This is a genomic window from Micromonospora globbae (genome assembly GCF_036184225.1).
Lineage (GTDB): Bacteria > Actinomycetota > Actinomycetes > Mycobacteriales > Micromonosporaceae > Micromonospora > Micromonospora globbae.
In genome coordinates, this window is sequence record NZ_CP108084.1 from 5,196,159 (window position 1) to 5,215,901 (window position 19,743).

Genomic DNA, 19,743 nt, shown 5'->3' on the forward strand with positions numbered 1-19,743 from the left:
AACAGCCATCGACGAACACCAGGCTGGCGCTGCGGCTCCTGGCCGGTGCGCATCCGCACCGGCCAGGAGGTGGAGCCGGACGGGTCGTCAGGACCGCAGCGCGTGCAACACCTCGACCGCCGCCTCGTACCGCAGGAAGTGCAGGTCGGTGCGGGTGGCGTTGTCGGCGAGCGTCAGCGCGATGCCCCGGATCCCCGGAAGGGTGGCGACGATCTCGCCCACGTTGCGCGGGGTGAAATTGAACGCGGCCACCAGCGGGTGGTCACGGCCGAGCTGGTTCAGGTCGCCGATCTGGAACTCGTCCTCGAACTCGGGCGCCTCGTCCCGCAGGAACTCCCAGGAGTTCCGGTACTCGGGCAGCACGTCGGCCTGGAAGAGGGCGGCGTTGAGGTCGTTCGTGTCGGCGTACCGGCTCAGCACCCAGGAGGGGTCGTCATCGTGGGCGATCTCGATGCCCGCGTAGACGATGCCCACGCCGGCCCCGCTCAGCGCGGCCCGCATCTCGTCCGGCGGGACCGCGCCGGTGATCGGCTGGACGAGGTCGGGCCGGAGCAGTTCCGCCCTGCGAAGGGCTTCGCGGGGGTCCTCCCGGAAGTCCAGTTCCACGACGAACTTCGCCCGGCTCAACGACCTGCCGATCTCCGCGGCCAGGTCCGCGGAGACAACCCGCCGGTCGGCGAACCGGGGATCCTCGTCGAGCGCGACGCCGACGAGTCCGGCGCCCAGCTCCTCGACCGCCACCGCCTCGGCGACGGAGCGGACGCGATCGACCTTGATGAGCTTATTCGTCATACCGCACCACATTTCCGTTCAGGTCGTCCGCGCCCCGGAAGTCCTCGGGAATCACCCAGATCTTCCCAGCCGTGCTCGTCGAGATCTTCCAGTACGGCGAGCCCTCCGGCGTGTGGCGCCCGCCGCCGGGATGGACCTGGATGTTGGTGATCTCCGGGTGGCCCTGGATCCGCACCTGCACGGCGTTGCCCGAGGTGCCCTTCTTGGTGCTCTGCTGCACCGTGGCCGGGTAACCCGCGTCGTTGAACTGCTGCGCGATGTCCTCGGCGGACCGGCCGGCGACCGACTTCGGGTCGCTGACGATCGAGTCGACGAACGCGTCCGGGGTCTCCCCGTCGGAGGTGGTGGAGTCGGAGTCGGGCTGCTTGGTCGGCTGCTGTCCCTCTTCCTCCGGGCGGCCCCGCTCCGCCGTCTTCGCCAGCTCGTCGTGGGCTTGGCTGATGTTGTCCGGGACCTTGCTGGTGCCGGGCCGTCGCCCGGAAGGGGTACCGGTGTCGCCGTCGCCGTCGCCGTCCGGGCGCGGGTTCCCGCCGTCGCCGTTGCCCCCGCCCGGGTTCCTGGGTCTCGTCATCGTGCGGACCCCGGCGGTCGGCAGTGCGACGAGGTCCGGCTTGCCCCCATGTGTCCCTCCGGTCGCCCAGCGTGATCACGCTCCGCGGCAGACTACCGCACATCCACGTCTCTCACTGCACCGTCGATCCACACCGGACACTGCGACACTCCGGCCGGCTCACGTCCTCGGTTCCGCCCCGTTGTCACCCCGTGGTTCTATGTGGACGTGCGTGACGACGTCGGACTCACCGCCTACCTGGTCAACGAATCGCGAGCGCGGCGCGAGGATCTCGCCGCCGATCCGCTGGCGGCAGAGTGGATCTCCGCGGAGCAACGCGGCGCGGTTCGGGAGCTGTGGGACGAATTCGCCGCCGAGGTGTACCCGCACGACGACCTGGTCGTGTCGCTGCGCGGCCGGGTCGTCCTGGAGACCCTCGGCCAGGCGCTGGACAAGCGCGGTGACACGGTGCTCGTGGTGTGCGGGGCCGGCTTCTCCTCGTACCCGTGGCTGCTGCCGTTCGCCGCGGCGATGGAGATCGACCTGCCCCACATCGTGGCCGCCAAGCAGCGACGCGCCGCCGAGCTGCGGGCGGCCGGTGTGCTCGACCAGCGGAAGGTCGAGCACGTCGCCGCGGACCTCAACGACGCGGAGGCACGCCGCCGGCTCCTGGACCGCATCCGACGGTTCGCCGACGGGCGGCCCATCGCGTACGTGGCGGAGGGACTGGTGTTCTACCTGCCCCCGGACGACGCGCGGGCGGTGACCGGGCTCGGGGTCTCGGCGGACCCGGACTCCCTCACGGTGGTCAGCTACTGGCCGTCGGCCGCCGCGGACCATCCGGTGCTGGAGGCGCAGCGCCGGTGGTTCCGGAGGCGGTCGGTGCCCGAGGACGCCACGTACCTGACGACCAGCGACATCGCGGCGGTCGTGGGCGGTCCGGTCGACAACCACAGTCCGGAGGACCTCCAGCGCCGGTACCTCGGCGAGGCCGTCGTGCCCGAGACGGAGCTGATCCCGGAGCACGTCGCGGTGGCCGGGATATGACCGATGTCCTGCACGTACAGACGAGGGCCTATCCCCTGCACTACACCGCCGTCGACCGGACGGTGGACCGCGTGGTGGTCCCGGGACGCGGTGAACTCCGGCCCGTACCGGGGACGCTCGGCTCGGTGGCCTACAACTCGGAGGAGACGGTCGAGGTCGATCTGACGGCGATGGTCCGGGCCGCCATCAGCCTCCCCGACCTCACGATCGTCGCCTGCCGGATCCGGATCCTCGCCGCCGGCGCCGTCCTCCTGACGTACGCCCTGCGCCACGCGAACGATCTCCGGAAGCTGGACGCCCACGAGCTGGCCACCATGGACGCCTCGGTCAACCGCCAGCTCCGCGAGGCCGACCGCGCGCTGCTGCGGGACGTGCTCGCCGGTGCGCGGCAGTCGGGGCTCTTCGCCCACGTGGTGGTGCCGCCGGGCGGGGCCTCCGCCGACGACTGGACGGAGGTCCACCCCCGCGCCGTCCGCTACAACTGCCACTTCATCGCCCGGGACCCCGTCTGGGAGCCGGACCGCCGGGTGCCCGGCCTGGTGCTGGGCGCCCACTGCCGGATCCTGCTGCCCTACACGTACGCCTGGGACGACGACCCGGCCCCGGAGAGGATCGACGAGATCCTGACGATGCTGGAGCCGGCGGACATCGCCGTCGCCCAGCAGTCGGTGCTGGTCGGTGCCAGCGTCGGCGGGCTCCAGATACTGACCGAGCTGGCCCGGGCGGCGCCGGGCCGACTGGAGGGGCCGGAGTTCCGGCGTTTCCTCGACGGCGTGTGGGCCGACTACCACCGACTCGACGCGTACCGCGTCGAGTCGGGCCAGGATCACCGCGCCACGTACATAGCGGCCCGCGAGACGATCGGCCTCGACGGTACGCACGAACGCGCGGAGAAGCTGCTCGCCCACGTCAACGCCTCGCTGCTCGCCGAATCCTCGCTGCGCAGCGAACGGCTGGACGGCCGGCTCAACCGGGTGGCCGCCGCGCTGACCGTGGTCGCGTCCGCGGCCTTCCTGCTGGACATCGCCGCCTTCCTGCTGCCCGAGGTGGGCAACGGGACGAAGATGGTGACGGTGTCCGGGGTGATCCTGCTGGCCGCCGGCATGCTGGCCGCGACGATCCTCTGGTCCCGCGAGCGCGACGCGCGCGAGAACGAGTCCCCCGACCGCGGGCCGGCCGGCAACCCGTGACCGGCGGAATCGACGGGTTCCGCCGCCGGTCGTGCGGCGGGAGGGCGGCCGTCCGGGGTTGACCCGTTGATATAGCGTGTCGTCCGTCTATCTGGGGGCTCCCCCAGACTCCTTCGGGGAAAGAAGCTGTCACGTGTCACTGTGGAAGAAGACGACCGTCGTCGCGGTCTCCGCGTTCACGGCGCTCGCCGTGTCGGCCTGCGGCGCGAAGCCCGGCTCGTCGGAGGAGCCGAAGCAGCCCACCGTGCTGGAGCTGCTCGCCAGCGACCTCAAGGGCTCGCTGCAGAAGACGGTCGACGCCACCGACAAGTCCGACTCGGTGACCGTGGCGATGGAGGGCACGGCGGCCGGCCAGAAGCTCTCGATGCAGGGTGTGCTGGACCTCCGTGACCCGGTCAAGGCCGAGATGAAGACCACGGGCCCGGACGGCTCCCCGGTCACCGTCCGGATGATCGGCGCCGTCGTCTACGTGGAGATCCCCGAGGCGGACCGCGCCAGCATCGGCGGGAAGCGCTGGATCAAGCTGGACGTGGCCGCGGCCGGTGCCCCGATGGGCATGGACTTCTCCAAGCAGTTCGAGGACGTCGACCCGACCAAGCAGGTCAAGACGCTGCTCGCCACCGAGGGTGTCACGGTCGTCGGCGAGGAGACGGTGAACGGGGCCCGGACGGTCCACTACACCGTCACCGCGCCCGTGGCGAACTACCTCGGGCAGGTCGACGCCGAGATGCGGGCGCAGGTCGAGCAGGAGCTGACGAAGCAGGGCGTCAAGGAGGTCACGCTCGACCTCTGGGTCGACGAGCAGTACCGGCCGCGCCGGGTCCACATGGTGATGGGCACGATGAGCGACATGACGATGGACTACACCGACTACGGCAAGCCGGTGACCATCGAGACGCCGCCCGCCGGGGAGACGACCGATCTCGCCGACATGCTGAAGGGCCTCGGCGACCTGGCCGCCGGGAACTGACGAGAGCCGGACGACTGCCCGGCCGGTGCGCGTCACCGGCCGGGCAGCGCCGTTTCTGGCGCCCGGCGGGGATCGACGGTGGCGCGCCGGGATCGGACCCGGTGCACGGCGGCGAGTACGTGACCAGCGCCGGCGCTTGGCTGACCGACGCTCGTCGAGCGGCCCGGGTGCGACCCGCGCCGGGGCCGTTCCTCATGCGGGCGGGTGCTCGTCGAGCCAGATCACGACGCCGGTCAGGTCGTGGAGGACGGCCGCCACGCCGGCCCGCACCGCCGCCGCGCAGCGCTCCGCCGTGAACGAGCCAGGGTCGTACGTCGAGGACATGCCCAGCCCCTCCCCCCGGAACGACGCCCCGGACCAGTCGGCCGCCGTGACGTTGTGCGTGGGCTCGGCCAGCTCGGCGCCCACCACGAGGAACTGCTGCGACAGGTGGTTCGGCGTGACCATCGCGAGTGGGTCGACGAGGTCGTTGCCGGCGCTGACGATCAGGTCCGGGCGCATCCGGACGGCCCGGTCGACGCTGGGCACGAAGTCGTGCGCGTCCGCGGGAACGATGGTCCGCAGGTCGACGTCCTCGTCCTCGGCCCAGCTCTTCACCGCCGTCGCGAGCGCCCGGGTCGGGGCGTCGTCGCCGGCGGTGAGCAGCACGACCCGGTACCCCTTCGGCGGGTGGACCGCGTCCCAGCTCCCGGGCCGCGGGGTGACGGTCCCCTCCGGGATCGGCGGGTGGGAGGGGTCGACGAACCCCGGGCCGAGGGCGCCGACGGGGATGGGCTTGGGGCGCGGCTGCGACCAGTCGTCGCCGGAACTGCATCCGGCGAGCAGGGCGGCGGCCGCGGCCAGCACGGCAACGGCCCGGAGCGGGGGGCGCACGTGGTCGTCCTTTCCAGGCGTACGAGGGTGCGTGCTCCTTCCTATCGCACGGCACGCCGGATACCCGCTGCCCCTGCCCTGGCCTGGGTCTTTGTTTGCCAACGGTTCGTCGGTCGACCGGTTCCCGTTCATCCGGGACGTGCACGGTGCACTGGCCAACCGAAGGAATGAGCATGTCGCAACGGATCGCCAGAAGCATCGTCATCACCGTCGTGGGGCTCGCCGCGGCGGTGATCACTTTTCTGCACGCCGCGCCGGCCCTCGCCCACGGGTTCACGTCGACGGTCTACGGGGACGTCGCCGTCGGCGACGACGGCCACGTACGGACGACGCTGGAACTCGAGTACGACCTGTTCGTCGTCTCCGCCGCCGACAGCGAGGACGACGACCCCCTCTTCCGGCAGGGCCAGCCCGCGTTCGATGACCGCGACGGCGAGGCCATGGCCGCGGCCCTGAACGCGCACCAGCGCTCCACGATCGGGTACGTCACGAAGCGGTTCTCGGTCGCCTCCGGGGGCGCGGAGTGCACGCCGACGCAGGTCGGCGCGTACACGATGGGTGTGCGGGAGGGTGTGCCGTACGCCCGGCTGCTGCTCGACTGGGCGTGCCCGGTGCGGGGCGACGCGCACGAGGTGCGCAGTGTCCTCTTCGCCGACGACGAGGGTTACGTCAGGGGCACCAGGACGATCCTCACGTACGAGATCGACGGCGCCTCCGGCAGCGCGGCGCTCGACGCCGGCCACCCGTCCTTCTCCACCGCCCAGTCGTGGTACGAGCGGTTCTGGAAGTTCCTCCGCCTGGGCGCCGAACACCTGCTGACCGGCCTCGACCACATCCTGTTCCTGCTGGCGCTCATCGCCGGGTCCCGGCGCCTGCGCGAGATCGTCCTCGCGGCCACGAGCTTCACCCTGGCGCACTCGGTGACGTTCATGCTGGCCGCCCTCGGGGTGGTCGACGTGCCGGCGGCCGTCGTGGAGCCCGTCATCGCGCTGTCCATCGCCGTGGTCGCCGGCTGGCACCTGTGGCGGATCTGGCGGCGCGGCGACCACGCCACCGACCTCGAAACGGCGGGGCACGGCCACCTCAGCCTGGACCGTTCCGGCTGGATCCGCCTCGGTGTCGTCTTCTGTTTCGGCCTCGTGCACGGGCTGGGGTTCGCGGGCGCGCTGGGCATCGAGGAGGCGTGGTCGTGGCAACTGCTCTGGTCGCTGCTGGTGTTCAACGTCGGCATCGAGGTGGTCCAGCTCGCGATCATCGCCGTGGTCTTCCCGCTGCTGGCGGTGCTGCGCCGTCGCTCGCCGGTGGCCGGCCTCTGGGCGACGGGCGCGGTCTCGGCGGGCGTGACCGTCATGGGGCTGTTCTGGTTCGTGCAGCGGGTCAGCGGGGCGTGACCTCGCACGGGTCTTCGTGGGAGCGATGCCAGCCGGTCCGGCCGGATTCATGATCGGTTCATCGGACGGGGCCACGTTGAGGACGCTCTCGCAACACCTCTCATCAGGAAAAGGACGGAGATCGATGAGACCGAGCACCACAGCGCAGGCCCCCGGGCGTGCGCGGCGTCGGGTGGCCGCAGGGGCCGCCGCCGCCATCTTCGGGCTGGGCGTGGCCCTGGCCGGCGGTCTGACCACCGCCGCCAGCGCCGCCGAGGCCTCCACCTACAGCGGCATCATCCTCGGGGTGGGCGCGAACGAGACCCAGCGCATCGTGACCTGGTACTCGTCCGCCGACACCGCCCAGAAGGTCCAGGTCGCCCCGACGGCCTCGATCGTCAACGGCGAGTTCCCGGCCGATGCCGTCAGCTTCGACGCCGTCGGCGCGGCGAACACCTCCACCACCGGCTACAACCGGCACGTCACCATCACCAACCTGAAGGAGAACACGGCCTACTCGTACCGGGTCGGCTCCGAGGGCAGCTGGTCGCCGGCGTACTCCTTCCGGACGCAGGACTTCGAGGGCGACTACGACTTCCTGTTCTTCGGCGACCCGCAGATCGGCTCCTCCGGCGACATCGCGAAGGACCAGGCCGGCTGGGCGGAGACCCTGCGGTACGCCACCACCGCGAACCCGGACATCGAGCTGCTGGTCTCCGGCGGCGACCACGTCGAGTCCGCGAACAACGAGGCCCAGTGGAGCGCGTTCCTCGCCCCCGACGAGCTGCGGAAGTACCCGGTCGCGGCGACCATCGGCAACCACGACGTGGGCGGCAAGTCCTGGGAGCAGCACCACTTCACCCCGAACACGGACCGGTCGAGCCAGTACTACAACGGGGACCAGTCGACCCGCTCCGGCGGTGACTTCTGGTACATCTACAAGGACGTGCTGTTCATCGACCTGAACAGCAACAGCTACGTCAACCCGACCGACGGCTCGCTCGGCGGGGACGCGGCGCACGTCGCGTACGTCACCGACGTCGTGAAGAAGCACGGCGCCGAGGCGAAGTGGACGGTGCTGGTCTACCACCACTCCATCTACTCGCCGGCCAGCCACGCCACCGACGGCGACAACAAGCAGCGGCGGAAGGACTTCACGACCGCGTTCTCCGACCTCGGCGTGGACATGGTGCTGCAGGGGCACGACCACAGCTACTCCCGCAGCTACGCCATCAAGAACGGCCAGAAGGAGAACCCGGCCGAGCAGCCGGGCGCGGCCGAGGTGTTCCCCGGCCCGGGCGGCGTCATCTACGTGACGGCCAACTCGGCCTCGGGCTCGAAGTACTACGACATCAAGAAGCCGAACCCGGCCGACAAGGACCCGCACGGCAACGGGCCCGACCCGCTGAACCCGGACAGCTACTGGTACAACTCGGTGCAGAACCAGGAGCACGTCCGCAGCTACGTGAAGGTCCAGGTCAAGGCCGACAAGCTGGTCGTCGAGAACATCCGCAGCGGCACCTGCGCGGCCCCGAACGCGGCGGTCGAGAAGGGCCTCTCCTGCACCAACACACCGGAGGGCGAGCCGGTCGGTTCGATCGTCGACAAGGTGACGATCCACCCGTACCACGGCAACGGCCAGGACATCCAGGTCAACGTGCCCACCGCGACGGGTGAGTTCGGCTGGACGATCGACGGCTACAACGGCCTGGTGAACCTGGGCACCGCCCAGGAGCGCAACGGCTGGTACTTCGAGGCGACCGGCTCGATCAACCCGATCGTCGTGTCGGACAGCCGCTTCTCGCTGGCCCCGTGGTCGATCTCGGCCAACGTGAGCGACTTCCGCGACGGCGACAAGACCTTCTCCGGCTCCTACCTCGGGTGGTCGCCGAAGGTCGTCGAGGCCGGCGCCGGGGCCCAGGCCGGCTCGGCCGTGGTCTCCGGGTACGACGACCAGGGCCAGGGCCTCGCGATCTCGCGCGGCCTCGGTGCGGCCGACCAGGGCCACGCCCGCGGCACCGCGAAGCTCGGCGCCGACCTCGACCTCAAGTTCCCGAACGAGGTCGCGAAGGGCAGCTACCGCGCCACCCTCACGATTACTGCCCTGAGCAGCTGACCGATCGGTTCCGCAGAGCGGGGTAGGCACCTACGGGCGCCTACCCCGCCACCCGTTCCACACCCTCCAAGATCAAGGACCAGAGATGCACGCGCCCGCAACGCGCTGGAAGACCACGACCACCACGTTCCTCCGTACGACCGCCCTCCTGCTCGCCGCCGTCGCGGCCGTCGGCGTCGGTGCCGGCCCCGCCTCGGCGGCGGACGGCGACGTCGCCTGGACGGTCCGCACGGCCTCCAACAGCTACGGCGCGACCCGGTCCAGCTTCAGCTACACCGTCAATCCCGGTGGTCACCTCGAGGACGCCATGGTGGTCGCCAACCGGGGTCCCGCGCCGCTGAACCTGACCGTGTACGCCGCCGACGGCTTCACGACCGACGCCGGCCAGCTCGACCTGCTCACCAGGGACAAGAAGTCCGTCGCCGTCGGGGCGTGGGTCCGCGCCGGTGCCGCCAGCGTCGCGATCCAGCCGGGGAAGACCGCCACCGTCCCCTTCACGGTCGACGTCCCCGACAACGCCACGCCCGGCGACTACGTGGGCGGCATCCTAACCTCGCTGACCCAGCCCGACCAGGCCCAGGGCATCAACGTGGACCGCCGCCTCGGCATCCGGATCAAGCTGCGGGTCGGCGGCGAGCTGAAGCCGAGCCTCGCCGTCGAGGACCTGCACGTCGACTACTCCGGCACGTGGAACCCGTTCGGCCGGGGCGACGCGACCGTCACCTACCGGATCCGCAACACCGGCAACGCGGCGCTGTCGAGCCAGCAGAAGGCCACGGTCGCCGGCCCGTTCGGGCTGCTGCGGGCGACGGCCGACGACCTTCCGGCGGCACCGGAGCTGCTCCCCGGCGAGAGCTGGACGGTCACGGCACCGGTCCGGAACGTGAGCCCCGCCATCCGGCTCGCCGCCACCGCCACCCTCACCCCGCTGCTCACCGACCCGTCCGGCTCCGTCACCCCGCTGGAGGCGGTGACGGGCACGGCGTACGGCTGGGCCGGTCCCTGGGCCCTGATGCTGCTGGTGGCCGCGCTGGTCGCGGTGGTCGTCGTGACCCTCCGCCTCGCCCGCCGTGGCCGCGCGCGGCGCAAGCAGCGCGAGGACGCCCGCGTGCGGGACGCCGTCGCCCAGGCGCTCCGCGGCCAGGAGGCGTAGCGGTCAGACGACCTGACGCGCGGTGAGGACCCCCGCCCGGTCCACCACGCTCACCACGGACAGGATCACCACGATGCCCGCGCTCGCGGCGAGCAGCGGAAGATCCGCCGCCAGCACGCCGACCGCGGCCAGCACGGGTATCCCGGCCAGCCGCGGCCAGGAGATCCGCCGGTGGATGGCGGCGGAGAGCAGCAACCGCCCGGTGAGGAACAGCGCGGGCCCGGCCACCACGACGGCCACGGCCCCGGCCTCGGCGGGGTGGGCGATGGCCAGCTCCGCTCCGGCGGCGGTGGTCACCACCCCGGCGACGATCACGAAGTGCAGGTATGCGGACGTCGGACCGAGCCGGGTCGGGTCGGCGCGTTCGATGGCCGGGGCGAGCTGCTGGCCGGCCGGGGTGACGTAGAGCAGGCCCAGCAACACCGCCGTCGCGAAGACCAGCAGGAACGCGGCGGTGTGGGCGGGACGGGCGCCGACCTCACTGTAGACGAGACCGGCCGTCAGGATCAGCTCACCGAGCGAGATGACGAAGACCTGCTGGAACCGCTCGGCGAGGTGGCGACCGGTGAGCCGCAGCTCCTCCGGTGCGGCCCGGCCCAGGCCGGGCACCGGCCAACCCAGGCTGGGCCCGCTGTAGTCGATCACCAGGGCGAGCGTCCAGAGCGGGACGCGGGCCGCCGGCGCGAAGACCCCGGCCATCCACAGCAGGCCGCCGGCGGTGAACCAGCACAGGATCCGCAGGCTGCGCCGGCGGCGTGGATGGTGGCGCAGCACGACGATGCCGAGCAGGCCCCGGCACACTCCGACCGCCACGAGGGCGCCGGCGAAGAGCCCGGCCCGCTCGCCCAGCGCCTCCGGCGTGGCCGCTCCCATGAGCAGCCCACCGAGCGCGGAGCCGACCAGCAGCACCCGCAGGACGCGCGTGCCCGGGGCGTACCAGTCGGCGGCCCAGGTGGTCGTGACCCACAACCACCAGATCGCCGCGAGCAGGAGCGCGGTCCGCAGTGCGGCGCCGATGCTGAGGTCGGCCAGCAGGGTGGTGCTCAGCTGGTTGAGCGCGAACACGAACGCGAGGTCGAAGAAGAGTTCGAGGAAGGTCGCGTGCGCCGGATCGTCCCGGTGCCGCAGCAGCCGTTCCGGTCCGCTCACCATCGCCGCTCCTCCGGCCGCTCCACCTTGTCGTACCACGGGACGGGCGGCGAGCGTGGCGATAGCCGACAGGTACGCCACGCTCGCCGTCGGTCTCAGGCGAGGCTCGACCAGAACGCGTACTCGTGGTCGCGGGTGAAGTCCGTCGCCGTCCAGGCACCCGAGGTCAGCGACTGGACGTACGGGCGCCGCTGCGTGAACGCCCGCCAGCCGCCCTCCCGGCCGCCGTTCGGGTCACCGGCCACGGCGAACCGGGTCCAGGCGCCGATCAGCCGGTCGGCGAGCCGCTCCTGCGTCCGGTCCAACGGCCGGAAGAGGTCCAGGTCGAACAGGTACGCCAGCTCCGCCATGTGCTGGGCGCGCCAGGGGAAGCTCGGCTCGTCGTACCCCACGAACCACGGGGTGTCCTCCTCGGCGAACTCGAACATCCAGGTCTTCGTCCACCTCGACAGCAGCCCGGCCGTGTCGTACGTGGGGTTCGACCAGTTCCGGTCCGTGCCGATGGTCGACAGGGCGAGGCCGGCCGAGTTGCCGTACTCGGACAGGGGGTAGCGGGCCAGGATCGCGTCGGCGTCGGCGCCGTACTCGTCGCGGACCGCGGACTCGTACGCCTCGGCGGGGATGGGCGCCCCGCCCGGGTTGACCTCCAGCCCGCCGTACCTGCCGTTCTCCTCGTCGTGGTTCACGCCGATCAGGACGGGCACCCGGTTGAACCGCCCGGTGCGGAAGGCCTCGGCCGGGGAGAGCGGCAGCAGCGGCGTGCCGGACACCGGTCGCGGCTCACCCCACGGGCCGTACGCCGCCAGCAGCTCGGCGACCGTGGTCTCGTCCGACCGCAGGCAGGCCGCCACGTCGGTGGCGTCGGCGCAGCCGACCGCCTCGATGACGGCGGCGCTGTCGGCCTCGGCCTCGGCGCGGGTGCGGGAGCCGCCGGTGGCGCAGGGTGCGCTCTGGACGACGGCACGGTGGAACAGTCCGGCCGACATGGGGGACGCGAGGTGGTCGCAGACCGCGTATCCGCCACCCGACTGGCCCATGATCGTGACGTTGCCGGCGTCGCCACCGAACTCGCGGATGTTCGCCCGGACCCAGCGCAGCGCCGCCTGCTGGTCCTCGAGGGCGAGGCTGCCGGAGCCGTACGCCGTGCCGGCGTCGAGCGCCGGGTCGGTGAGGAACGACATGACGCCGAGCCGGTAGTTCATCGACACGACGACGGCGTCCTCGGCGAGCCGGTCCGGCCCGTACATGTCGCCGGTGCCGTACATCAGGCTGCCGCCGTGGATCCACACGATGACCGGCAGGTCGTCGCCCTTCCTGCCCGGGGTCGTGACGTTGAGGTAGAGGCAGTCCTCCGCCTCGCTCGGCACGCCGACCGGCAGGCCCACGGGCTGCGCGCACGCCGCTCCCGGTCGGGTGGCGTCGCGGACTCCGGACCAGGGTGCGGCGGGCCGGGGCGAGGTCCAGCGACCGGGCGGCGCGGCGTACGGGATGCCCTGGAAGGTCCGGAGACCACCGGCCACGGTGCCGCGCACGGCGCCCTTGTCGGTCTCGACGACGGCGGGACGGCCGGGTGCCGCGGTCGCGGGGCCGGCAACGCCGACCGTCGCCGTGAGGGCGGCCAGGACGAGGCCCGTGAGGAGCCGCCTCCGGCGCCGGGGGGAGGTGTTCATGGTGGTTCTCCTGTCGTGAGACCGGGTGTCGGGGAGAACCGTAGGGCAGATTTGGGCGGACGCGCAAGGCGTTTGCCCAAGGCGGTTGCGCAAGGCGGTCGCCTGAGTCGGTTGTCTCAGTCGTTCGATCCAGGGCTTGCTAGCCTGTTCGGCATGGGAAACCGGGAGGCCCTGCTGGCCGGGGCGAAGACCTGCCTGCTGGAGAAGGGGTTCGAGCGCACGACGGTCCGCGACATCGCGACCACGGCGGGCGTCAGCATGGCCGCCATCGGCTACCACTTCGGCTCCCGCGAGAACCTGCTGTTCCAGGCCCTGTTCTCGATCCTCGACGAGTGGGGTGACCTGTCCGGGCGGGCGCTCGTCCCCGCCGACGCGCCCGACCTCGGCGCCGCCGAGGCGTACGAGCGGATGTGGGACGAACTCCTCGCGCAGGCCCGCGCCCACCCGAAGACGTGGCTGGCCTCCATGGAGCTGTTCATGCAGGCACAGCGGCAGCCCGAACTCCTCCCGCACCTCACCGACGGGATCCGGCAGGGGCGCAGCGGCATGGCGGCGATCCTGGAGAGCGTCCCCGAGCCGGACGTGTCGGAGCGTTCCGTGCGGACCCTCGGCATGGTCCAGGTCGCGCTCATGTCCGGGGTGGTCATCCAGATGCTCTCCGACCCCGAGCACGCGCCCACCGGCGCCGACGTGGTGGAGGGCCTCCGCGCCCTCGCGAAGATCATCGGCTGACCGGCGTCCGGCGCCCGTTCGGCGGGAGGCCCGCCCGACGGGCGACCCGGCGGGCCGTCGTGTCGTTGATCCGGCTGCACCCCCCGCCAGGGCGGACCCACGGTGGGGGCACCGACCGTCGAGGAGGACGCCGATGACCCGTCAGCGCGAGACCGTCGAGGTCGAACCGGAGCTGTTCCGTGCCGTCTACGACTCGCCCGCCGCGCTGCCCGGCCGGCACCGGTGGACGACCCCCGACGCCGACGTACGGCGGTTGGAGAAGCTGCTCGGCATCCCGCCGCGCAGCATCGGCGCGCCCCTGTGGGTGAGCGGCGACGAACCGGACTGCCCGAAGTGCGGCCGGCGCCTGACCTGGTACGACATCGTCTCGTCGGCCCTCGACGGGGTCCACGACCGCACGATGATCGCCATGGTGATCCTCGGCGACCGCAAGTACGTCAACACCGAGGTGCCCGACGCCATCCCCGGCGTCCGCTGCGCCGACTGCCACACCGCCATCGACGGGCTGCGCAGCTTCAAGTGCCACAACTGGGCGTACGCCTTCGAGGAGCTGGCGAAGGTCCGGGAACGGATGTCCGGCGGACTCACCGCCGAGTAGCCGCCGGGGGGCCCGCCGCGGGTCCGGTCAGGCGCGGCTCGGCCGGCGCCGTCGCGAGTGTGGTCGAGCCCGGCGGCCCGGCTCGACCGCCGTCGCCGCTGGTCCCGTCAGGCCCGGCGCGGCGGCCGGCGGCCGGGTGGGCAGGGCGGTTCGGGCCCGGCGTCCGGCACCGGGGGCATCGGCCGGGTCACCGGCGCGACGCCGACCCGGAGACGTTCACCGTGGTGCCACACCTCCACGGTGGCCTCCGGTCCCGCGTCGGGCAGCTCGTAGCGGGCCTCCCCGGCGGTCAGCGTGACCCGTAGCCGGTGGCCCCGCCAGCGCAGGTGGAACGCGAGCCGGTCGATCCGGCGCGGCAGCCGCGGGTCGAAGGAGAGCACCCCCTGGTCGTCGCGCATCCCGCCGAAGCCCTGCACGAGGGCCAGCCAGGCCCCGGCCAGCGAGGCGAGGTGCAGCCCGTCCGCGGTCTTGTCGCCGAGATCCGCCAGATCCTGGAGGACGGACTCGGCGAACAGGTCGTACGCCAGGTCGAGGTGCCCGACCTCGGCGGCGAGCACCGCCTGCGGCGCGGCCGACAGCGAGGAGTCGCGGACCGTGCGGGGCTGGTAGTAGGCGACGTTGCGGGCCTTCTGCTCGGCCGTGAACTCGCCCGGACAGCGCAGCATGGCCAGCACCAGGTCGGCCTGCTTGACCACCTGCCGGCGGTACAGCTCCAGGTAGGGGTGGTGCAGCAGGAGCGGGTAGTCGTCCTCGCCGGTGTTCGCGAAGTCCCACTCGGGTTGCGCCGTGAAGCCGGCCGACTGCTGGTGCACGCCGCGCTCGTGGTCGTACGGGACGGCCATCGCGTCGGCGGCGGCCCGCCAGGCGGCCACCTCGGCGGCGTCCACCCCGAGCGCGGCGGCGGCCTCGGGACAGCGCTCGGCGGCGTCGGCCGCACCGCGCAGGTTGCGCCGCGCCATGAGGTTGGTGAAGACGTTGTCGTCGGCCAGCGCGCTGTACTCGTCCGGGCCGGTGACGCCGAACAGATGGAAGGCGCCGTCGTCGGAGCGGTGACCGAAACGGTGCCACAGCCGGGCCGTCTCCACGAGCAGTTCCAGGCCCGGCCCGGCGAGGAATCGGGTGTCGCCGGTGGCCGCCACGTACCGCAGGACGGCGTCGGCGATGTCGGCGTTGACGTGCAGTCCCGCCGTGGCCGCCGGCCAGTAGCCGCTGCACTCCCGGCCGCCGATGGTCCGCCACGGGAACGTGGCGCCCGCCAGCCGCAGCTCGGCGGCCCGCTCCCGCGCCTCCGGCAGGTGAGCGTGGCGCCAGCGCAGCGCCGACCGGGCCACCTCCGGGGCGAGGTAGGTGAGCACCGGCAGGACGTAGCCCTCGGTGTCCCACAGCACGTGGCCGTCGTAGCCGTTGCCCGTCAGCCCCTTCGCGGCGATGGTCCGGTCGCCGTCGGGGCGGCCCGCCTGGAGCAGGTGGAAGATCGCGAACCGGACGGCCTGCTGGAGCTCCGGGTCGCCGTCGAGTTCCACGTCGGCGGTGCGCCACGCGGCGTCCAGCGCCGCCCGCTGCGCGGCCAGCAGGGTGTCGAAGCCGTCCGCGCGGGCGGCGGCCGCCTCGGCCACCACGAGGTCGGCCAGCTCGTCCGGAGGCGTCCCGTCCACCGGGGCGCACTCGTACGCGGCGAACTTCGTGAGGCGCACCCGCTCGCCAGGCGCCAGCGGACCGGTGAGCGTCAGCCGCAGCCGGTCGGGCGTGCAGTCACCGTCGACCGCGACCACGGCCGGCGCGTCGACCAGGTGGGCGACCGCCACGGCGACCCGCTGGGCGCTGCGGTCCGTGCGGTGCACGAGCACGCCGTCGAGTCCGTCGGAGCGGCGGGCCTCGGCGGTCAGCGGGTCCTGGACGACCGTGGCGGCCCGCGGGTCGTCGGAGCGTTGCGGCACGTTCTCGTTGGCCAGCAGGTCCGAGCAGACCCGCAGCTCGACCGGCCCGTCCAGCGGCTCCACCTCGTAGCGGACGGCGGCGACCGGGCGCCGGGGCAGGGACACCAGCCGGGTGCTGCGGATCCGCACGCCGTGGCCGCCCGGTGAGATCCACTCGGTGTCGCGGCGCAGCACACCGGCCCGCAGGTCCAGCACCCGTTCGTGGGTACGCAGCGTGCCGGTGCGGATGTCCAGCGGCTCCCCGTTGACCCAGAGCCGGATGAGGGCGGCGTTCGGCGCGCTCACCACCGTGTCGCTGGCCTCCGGGAACGCGTACCCGCCCTCGGGGTAGTCGAGCTTGCGCCGCTCGTGGAAGCCGTTGAGGTAGCTGCCCGGCATCCCGTACGGCTCGCCCTCGTCGAGCGTGCCGCGCCAGCCGACCCAGCCGTTGGCCAGCGCGAAGATCGATTCTGTCTCGGCGAGCCGGTCCAGGTCGGCCCCGGTACGCCGGATCCGCCAGCTCTCGTCCTCAGGCGACGTCCCCGCCGGCGGCTGACCCGACGTGGCGGCTGCCGGCTGGCCGGCCGTGGCGACGATGTGCACGCGACCTCCCGTGGTGTCGACGTCCTCCGGTCGTACCCCGGCGGGCCCCTCCCTACGACAAAGGTCGTACGGATCTCCTGGCCTTCGGGCCTGCCGCCGGGTTCCCGGTGATTGGCACCCTTCTTCCAGGTGAACGGAGTATGAACGAACAGTGAGGTGAGACATGGTGGAGACCGGCGCGACGGGCGTACCGGACATCAGCGTCGACTGGTACCACGACATCGTCGACGTGGCCGACGGGAGCCCGGAACCCGTGCAGTGGTTCGCCGGGCACTTCACCGAGGGGGCCATCCTGCTGCTCGGCCTGCTGCTGCTGGTCGCGGCGCTCACCCGCCTCGGCGGCGGCCCGCGCGACCGCGCACTCGCCCTGGTCGCGCCGGTTCCCGTGGTCCTCGCGTACGTGTGCAGCGAGTGGCTCAAGACCGTGGTGGACGAGGACCGGCCCTGCCGGGCGGCCACCCGGGCGATCATCGCCGGCACCTGCCCCGCGCCGGGTGACTGGTCCTTCCCGAGCAACCACGCCACGGTCGCCGGTGCGCTGGCGGTGGCCACGCTGCTGCTCTCCCGGCGGATCGGGCTGGTCGCGTTGCCGCTCGCGGCGCTCGCGGCGTTCTCCCGCGTCTTCGTGGGCGTGCACTACCCGCACGACGTGGTGGCCGGCATGCTGCTCGGCGCCATCGTGGTCCTGCTGCTCGTGCCGCTGCTCGCCCGTCCGGCCGCCGCGCTGCTACGGCGCCGGTCCCGCGCCGAGCGCCCGGTCGCCGATCCGGTGGGCGGCTCCACCCGCCGCTAGCCCGCGCCGCCGCATCACCGCCTCGGCCGGGGCGTCGCCGGATCGCCCCGGCCGGAGCGTCGCCGGGCCGCCTCGGCCGGAGCGTCGCCGGGCCGCCTCGGCCGGGCGCGCCGTCGCGGCCGGGGCGCGCCGTCGCGGCCGGGGGCGCTCGGCGCGGTCAGCCGGCCAGGAGCAGGGCGGCGACCGTCCCGAGCACCAGGAACGGCCCGAACGGGACGTGCCCGGTCCACCGGACCCGTCCGGCCAGCAGCAGTCCGACGCTCGCCAGCGCGGCCAGCCCGAGGGCGGACATCAGCCCGGCCACCAGCACCGCCCAGCCGTGCCAGGCGAGCAGCGCGCCGACGCCGAGCGACAGTTTGGCGTCGCCCAGCCCGAAGCCTCGCGCGCCGAGGAGCAGGGTGGTGGCGACGAAGAAGATCGCCAGCCCGACGCCGCCCAGCACCGCCCGCAGCCACGGTCCCGCGCCGGCGCCGGTCAGCGCGGCGAGGCCGAGCAGGACGCCGACACCGGCCGCCGCGGGCCAGGTGAACCGGTCGGGCAGCCGGTGCACGGCCACGTCGACGAAGCACAGCGGCAGCGCCCAGCCGAGCCACCAGGCCACCGCCGCCAGCTCGGCGGCGGGCGGGCCGAGCACCGCCAGCACCGCCACCGCCGCGAGGGCGGCCAGCTCGACCGTGGCCGGTGGCGGCCCGACCCGGGCGCGGCACACCGCGCAGCGGCCCGGCGGACCGAGCGCCGGCCACGGGTGCCGCAGGTCGACGGGCGTGCCGCAGGCCGGGCAGCCGGCGCGAGGCTCGGCGCCCGCCGGTACCGCGTGGCGCAGCACCGCCCGCCGCAGGATCGGGGTGAGCGCCAGCGCCGCGACCACCGCGGCCAGGCGCCCGGACCCGGAGGCCGCGTGCGGGTGGGTGCGCGGCCCCCGTCCGGCCTCCGCCGGGGTGGCGGGTGGCCCGGTCAGCGCCATGACGACCTCCGTACGGGATGCCCGGCCGCGTCCGGTGCGCGCATGCCGTGGGCGTCACGCAGGCCGGAAGATGCGGACACGGAGCGTAACTTAACGATCGCTCGGGTGTGGCGGATGGCGCGGAAAGGGACGACCCGCTCCGGCCACCCGGGCGGGTGTGCCCATCTGCGGGAATCCCGCCATGAGCCACCGCGTGCGACCGCACGGACGGGGGACGGATCGGGCGAGACGCCACGAGGGGGTCGACTCGCCTCCGTCGTCCGGCCACCGCGACCGCCATCCGGCGACGACCCCGGCCGGCCGTCCGGAGGCGCCGGGCATCGCCGCGACCCGGCCACACGGCACCCCGGCGCCGGCACCGGCCGCCACCACCCGTCATCACACCCAGTAGTCACATGAATTTCCTCTGTTGCATCGGCGGACGTCAGCCTATGCTCGCCCCTTGGGTGTGACGCAAGCCTCACGAGACGACAGGACGGCATCGAACTTCACTTTTGTAAGGAATCCGTAGCGGTAAATGCGACAGCGCAATCCACGACCCCGGATGTGACCATTCGGGTGCGCTTCCGCATGCCCGGCGGTGTCAACGAGGTGGCCGCCGGGCGGGCCACCGAGGAGGCAGGGCGGTGCGAGGAAGGCAGCTCGGCCGAGCGGCAATCTGCCTGATGACGGTCGGGGTGACGGCATCCGTCACGGCGTGCGGCGCCGGACGGGAGGCGGCGGTGGCACCGCCGCGGCCACCGACGACCGGCGACGTCACGGCCCACCGGGAGGCCGACGAGCAGGCCGCGGGAAAGGCTGCGCTCGATGCCTATTCCGGCTATCTCGCGGCGTCCCGTACGGCGAGTCGACGGGGAGATCCGCACGCGCCGGAACTGTCCCGGTTCCTCGCGGATCCGCTGTTGACCCGAGTCCGAATGGCAATTCGTGACGCGAAGGAGCACGGCGCGATGCGTACCGGAACGTTGAGGTCCGCCCCGACGGTCACCGCGGTCAGTCTCGACTCCGATCCGCCGACCGTGGAGATCCAGGACTGTCTCGACGCGACCGGCTACCGCCTCGTCTACACGACGGACGGGCGGGCGGTTCCCGGCAGCGGCGGGAAACGCTACCTGGCCACCGCCACCGCCACCCGGTACCCCGACGGCCGCTGGCTGATCAGCGCCGGCGCGGCACACCAGGACCAGCCGTGCTGACCTGGGGGGGAAGGGCTGCCCCGCCCCGGACCCCGTGGGGCGGGGCAGCCCGCCGGTGCGT

The 19,743-nt window shown here is 72.9% G+C and carries 17 protein-coding genes; 10 read left to right on the forward strand and 7 right to left on the reverse strand.

The genetic code is table 11. The features are described from left to right. Nucleotides 1-87: 87 nt before the first annotated feature. Together OG994_RS23470 and OG994_RS23475 are read right to left on the reverse strand one after the other, a co-directional pair. Complete coding sequence (locus tag OG994_RS23470; protein WP_328850995.1) at nt 88-792, reverse strand: beta/alpha barrel domain-containing protein; 705 nt, start codon at nt 790-792, stop codon at nt 88-90. Continuing rightward, nucleotides 782-1,363, reverse strand: a complete 582-nt coding sequence (locus tag OG994_RS23475; protein WP_120328102.1) for a hypothetical protein — start codon at nt 1,361-1,363, stop codon at nt 782-784. Before OG994_RS23475 ends, OG994_RS23470 begins: the two co-directional genes overlap by 11 nt. Before the next feature lie 207 nt (nt 1,364-1,570). Here OG994_RS23475 and OG994_RS23480 point away from each other — a divergent pair, with 207 nt between their 5' ends. From OG994_RS23480 to OG994_RS23490, 3 genes are all read left to right on the forward strand, one after another. Then, nucleotides 1,571-2,389 carry a class I SAM-dependent methyltransferase gene (locus OG994_RS23480; RefSeq protein WP_328850996.1) on the forward strand — a complete coding sequence of 273 codons (819 nt, stop codon included), beginning with the start codon at nt 1,571-1,573 and terminating at the stop codon, nt 2,387-2,389. After that, the gene (locus tag OG994_RS23485) at nt 2,386-3,579 is read left to right on the forward strand and encodes a hypothetical protein (protein ID WP_120328103.1); all 1,194 of its coding nucleotides are present in this window, start codon (nt 2,386-2,388) and stop codon (nt 3,577-3,579) included. The genes OG994_RS23480 and OG994_RS23485 overlap by 4 nt, the downstream gene beginning before the upstream one ends. 133 nt (nt 3,580-3,712) lie before the next feature. Further along, entirely contained in the window at nt 3,713-4,549 is an 837-nt protein-coding gene (locus OG994_RS23490) for an LppX_LprAFG lipoprotein (RefSeq protein ID WP_120328104.1), read from the forward strand. 192 nt (nt 4,550-4,741) lie between these two features. On the opposite strand, the gene OG994_RS23495 is transcribed toward OG994_RS23490, so the two are convergent. Continuing rightward, nucleotides 4,742-5,422, reverse strand: coding sequence for a type 1 periplasmic-binding domain-containing protein (locus OG994_RS23495; protein ID WP_328850997.1), 681 nt, complete (start codon nt 5,420-5,422; stop codon nt 4,742-4,744). A gap of 173 nt (nt 5,423-5,595) precedes the next feature. Between OG994_RS23495 and OG994_RS23500 the strand changes: the two genes are divergently transcribed. The 3 genes from OG994_RS23500 (at nt 5,596) to OG994_RS23510 (ending at nt 10,061) form a co-directional block, all read left to right on the forward strand. Beyond that, the gene (locus OG994_RS23500; RefSeq protein WP_328850999.1) at nt 5,596-6,813 is read left to right on the forward strand and encodes a HupE/UreJ family protein; all 1,218 of its coding nucleotides are present in this window, start codon (nt 5,596-5,598) and stop codon (nt 6,811-6,813) included. A gap of 124 nt (nt 6,814-6,937) precedes the next feature. Beyond that, nucleotides 6,938-8,908, forward strand: a complete 1,971-nt coding sequence (locus OG994_RS23505; RefSeq protein WP_328851000.1) for a metallophosphoesterase family protein — start codon at nt 6,938-6,940, stop codon at nt 8,906-8,908. Between the two features lie 85 nt (nt 8,909-8,993). Then, nucleotides 8,994-10,061 (forward strand): COG1470 family protein, encoded by a 1,068-nt coding sequence (locus tag OG994_RS23510; protein ID WP_328851001.1) that lies wholly within the window; start codon nt 8,994-8,996, stop codon nt 10,059-10,061. A gap of 3 nt (nt 10,062-10,064) precedes the next feature. Here OG994_RS23510 and OG994_RS23515 read toward each other — a convergent pair whose 3' ends face one another. Together OG994_RS23515 and OG994_RS23520 are read right to left on the reverse strand one after the other, a co-directional pair. Further along, nucleotides 10,065-11,213, reverse strand: coding sequence for a low temperature requirement protein A (locus tag OG994_RS23515; protein ID WP_328851002.1), 1,149 nt, complete (start codon nt 11,211-11,213; stop codon nt 10,065-10,067). 92 nt (nt 11,214-11,305) lie between these two features. Next, a complete protein-coding gene (locus tag OG994_RS23520; RefSeq protein ID WP_328851003.1) occupies nt 11,306-12,880 on the reverse strand; it encodes a carboxylesterase/lipase family protein in 1,575 nt (524 codons plus the stop codon). Between the two features lie 153 nt (nt 12,881-13,033). Between OG994_RS23520 and OG994_RS23525 the strand changes: the two genes are divergently transcribed. Together OG994_RS23525 and OG994_RS23530 are read left to right on the forward strand one after the other, a co-directional pair. Next, complete coding sequence (locus tag OG994_RS23525; protein WP_328851004.1) at nt 13,034-13,612, forward strand: TetR/AcrR family transcriptional regulator; 579 nt, start codon at nt 13,034-13,036, stop codon at nt 13,610-13,612. Nucleotides 13,613-13,745: 133 nt separating this feature from the next. After that, nucleotides 13,746-14,210: a hypothetical protein gene (locus tag OG994_RS23530; protein WP_328851005.1), complete on the forward strand. Its 465-nt coding sequence runs from the start codon at nt 13,746-13,748 to the stop codon at nt 14,208-14,210. Between the two features lie 107 nt (nt 14,211-14,317). Here OG994_RS23530 and OG994_RS23535 read toward each other — a convergent pair whose 3' ends face one another. After that, a complete protein-coding gene (locus OG994_RS23535) occupies nt 14,318-16,639 on the reverse strand; it encodes a glycoside hydrolase family 65 protein (protein WP_328853776.1) in 2,322 nt (773 codons plus the stop codon). Between the two features lie 253 nt (nt 16,640-16,892). On the opposite strand from OG994_RS23535, the gene OG994_RS23540 reads away from it, so the two are divergent. Continuing rightward, nucleotides 16,893-17,522: a phosphatase PAP2 family protein gene (locus tag OG994_RS23540; RefSeq protein ID WP_120328113.1), complete on the forward strand. Its 630-nt coding sequence runs from the start codon at nt 16,893-16,895 to the stop codon at nt 17,520-17,522. A 157-nt stretch (nt 17,523-17,679) separates the two neighbouring features. Here the strand turns inward: OG994_RS23540 and OG994_RS23545 are convergent, their stop codons facing one another. Further along, nucleotides 17,680-18,486, reverse strand: a complete 807-nt coding sequence (locus tag OG994_RS23545) for a prepilin peptidase (RefSeq protein WP_328851006.1) — start codon at nt 18,484-18,486, stop codon at nt 17,680-17,682. A gap of 665 nt (nt 18,487-19,151) precedes the next feature. On the opposite strand from OG994_RS23545, the gene OG994_RS23550 reads away from it, so the two are divergent. After that, the gene (locus tag OG994_RS23550) at nt 19,152-19,682 is read left to right on the forward strand and encodes a hypothetical protein (protein ID WP_407942616.1); all 531 of its coding nucleotides are present in this window, start codon (nt 19,152-19,154) and stop codon (nt 19,680-19,682) included. The last annotated feature ends 61 nt before the right edge of the window (nt 19,683-19,743 follow it).

Excerpts from the sequence above, each read along its gene's own strand:
- OG994_RS23485 (WP_120328103.1), top strand. The coding sequence starts at position 2,386 with ATGACCGATGTCCTGCACGTACAGACGAGGGCCTATCCCCTGCACTAC.
- OG994_RS23470 (WP_328850995.1), bottom strand. The coding sequence starts at position 792 with ATGACGAATAAGCTCATCAAGGTCGATCGCGTCCGCTCCGTCGCCGAG.
- OG994_RS23545 (WP_328851006.1), bottom strand. The coding sequence starts at position 18,486 with ATGGCGCTGACCGGGCCACCCGCCACCCCGGCGGAGGCCGGACGGGGG.
- OG994_RS23505 (WP_328851000.1), top strand. The coding sequence starts at position 6,938 with ATGAGACCGAGCACCACAGCGCAGGCCCCCGGGCGTGCGCGGCGTCGG.
- OG994_RS23550 (WP_407942616.1), top strand. The coding sequence starts at position 19,152 with ATGACGGTCGGGGTGACGGCATCCGTCACGGCGTGCGGCGCCGGACGG.
- OG994_RS23500 (WP_328850999.1), top strand. The coding sequence starts at position 5,596 with ATGTCGCAACGGATCGCCAGAAGCATCGTCATCACCGTCGTGGGGCTC.
- OG994_RS23530 (WP_328851005.1), top strand. The coding sequence starts at position 13,746 with ATGACCCGTCAGCGCGAGACCGTCGAGGTCGAACCGGAGCTGTTCCGT.
- OG994_RS23515 (WP_328851002.1), bottom strand. The coding sequence starts at position 11,213 with ATGGTGAGCGGACCGGAACGGCTGCTGCGGCACCGGGACGATCCGGCG.
- OG994_RS23520 (WP_328851003.1), bottom strand. The coding sequence starts at position 12,880 with ATGAACACCTCCCCCCGGCGCCGGAGGCGGCTCCTCACGGGCCTCGTC.
- OG994_RS23540 (WP_120328113.1), top strand. The coding sequence starts at position 16,893 with ATGGTGGAGACCGGCGCGACGGGCGTACCGGACATCAGCGTCGACTGG.
- OG994_RS23475 (WP_120328102.1), bottom strand. The coding sequence starts at position 1,363 with ATGACGAGACCCAGGAACCCGGGCGGGGGCAACGGCGACGGCGGGAAC.
- OG994_RS23510 (WP_328851001.1), top strand. The coding sequence starts at position 8,994 with ATGCACGCGCCCGCAACGCGCTGGAAGACCACGACCACCACGTTCCTC.
- OG994_RS23525 (WP_328851004.1), top strand. The coding sequence starts at position 13,034 with ATGGGAAACCGGGAGGCCCTGCTGGCCGGGGCGAAGACCTGCCTGCTG.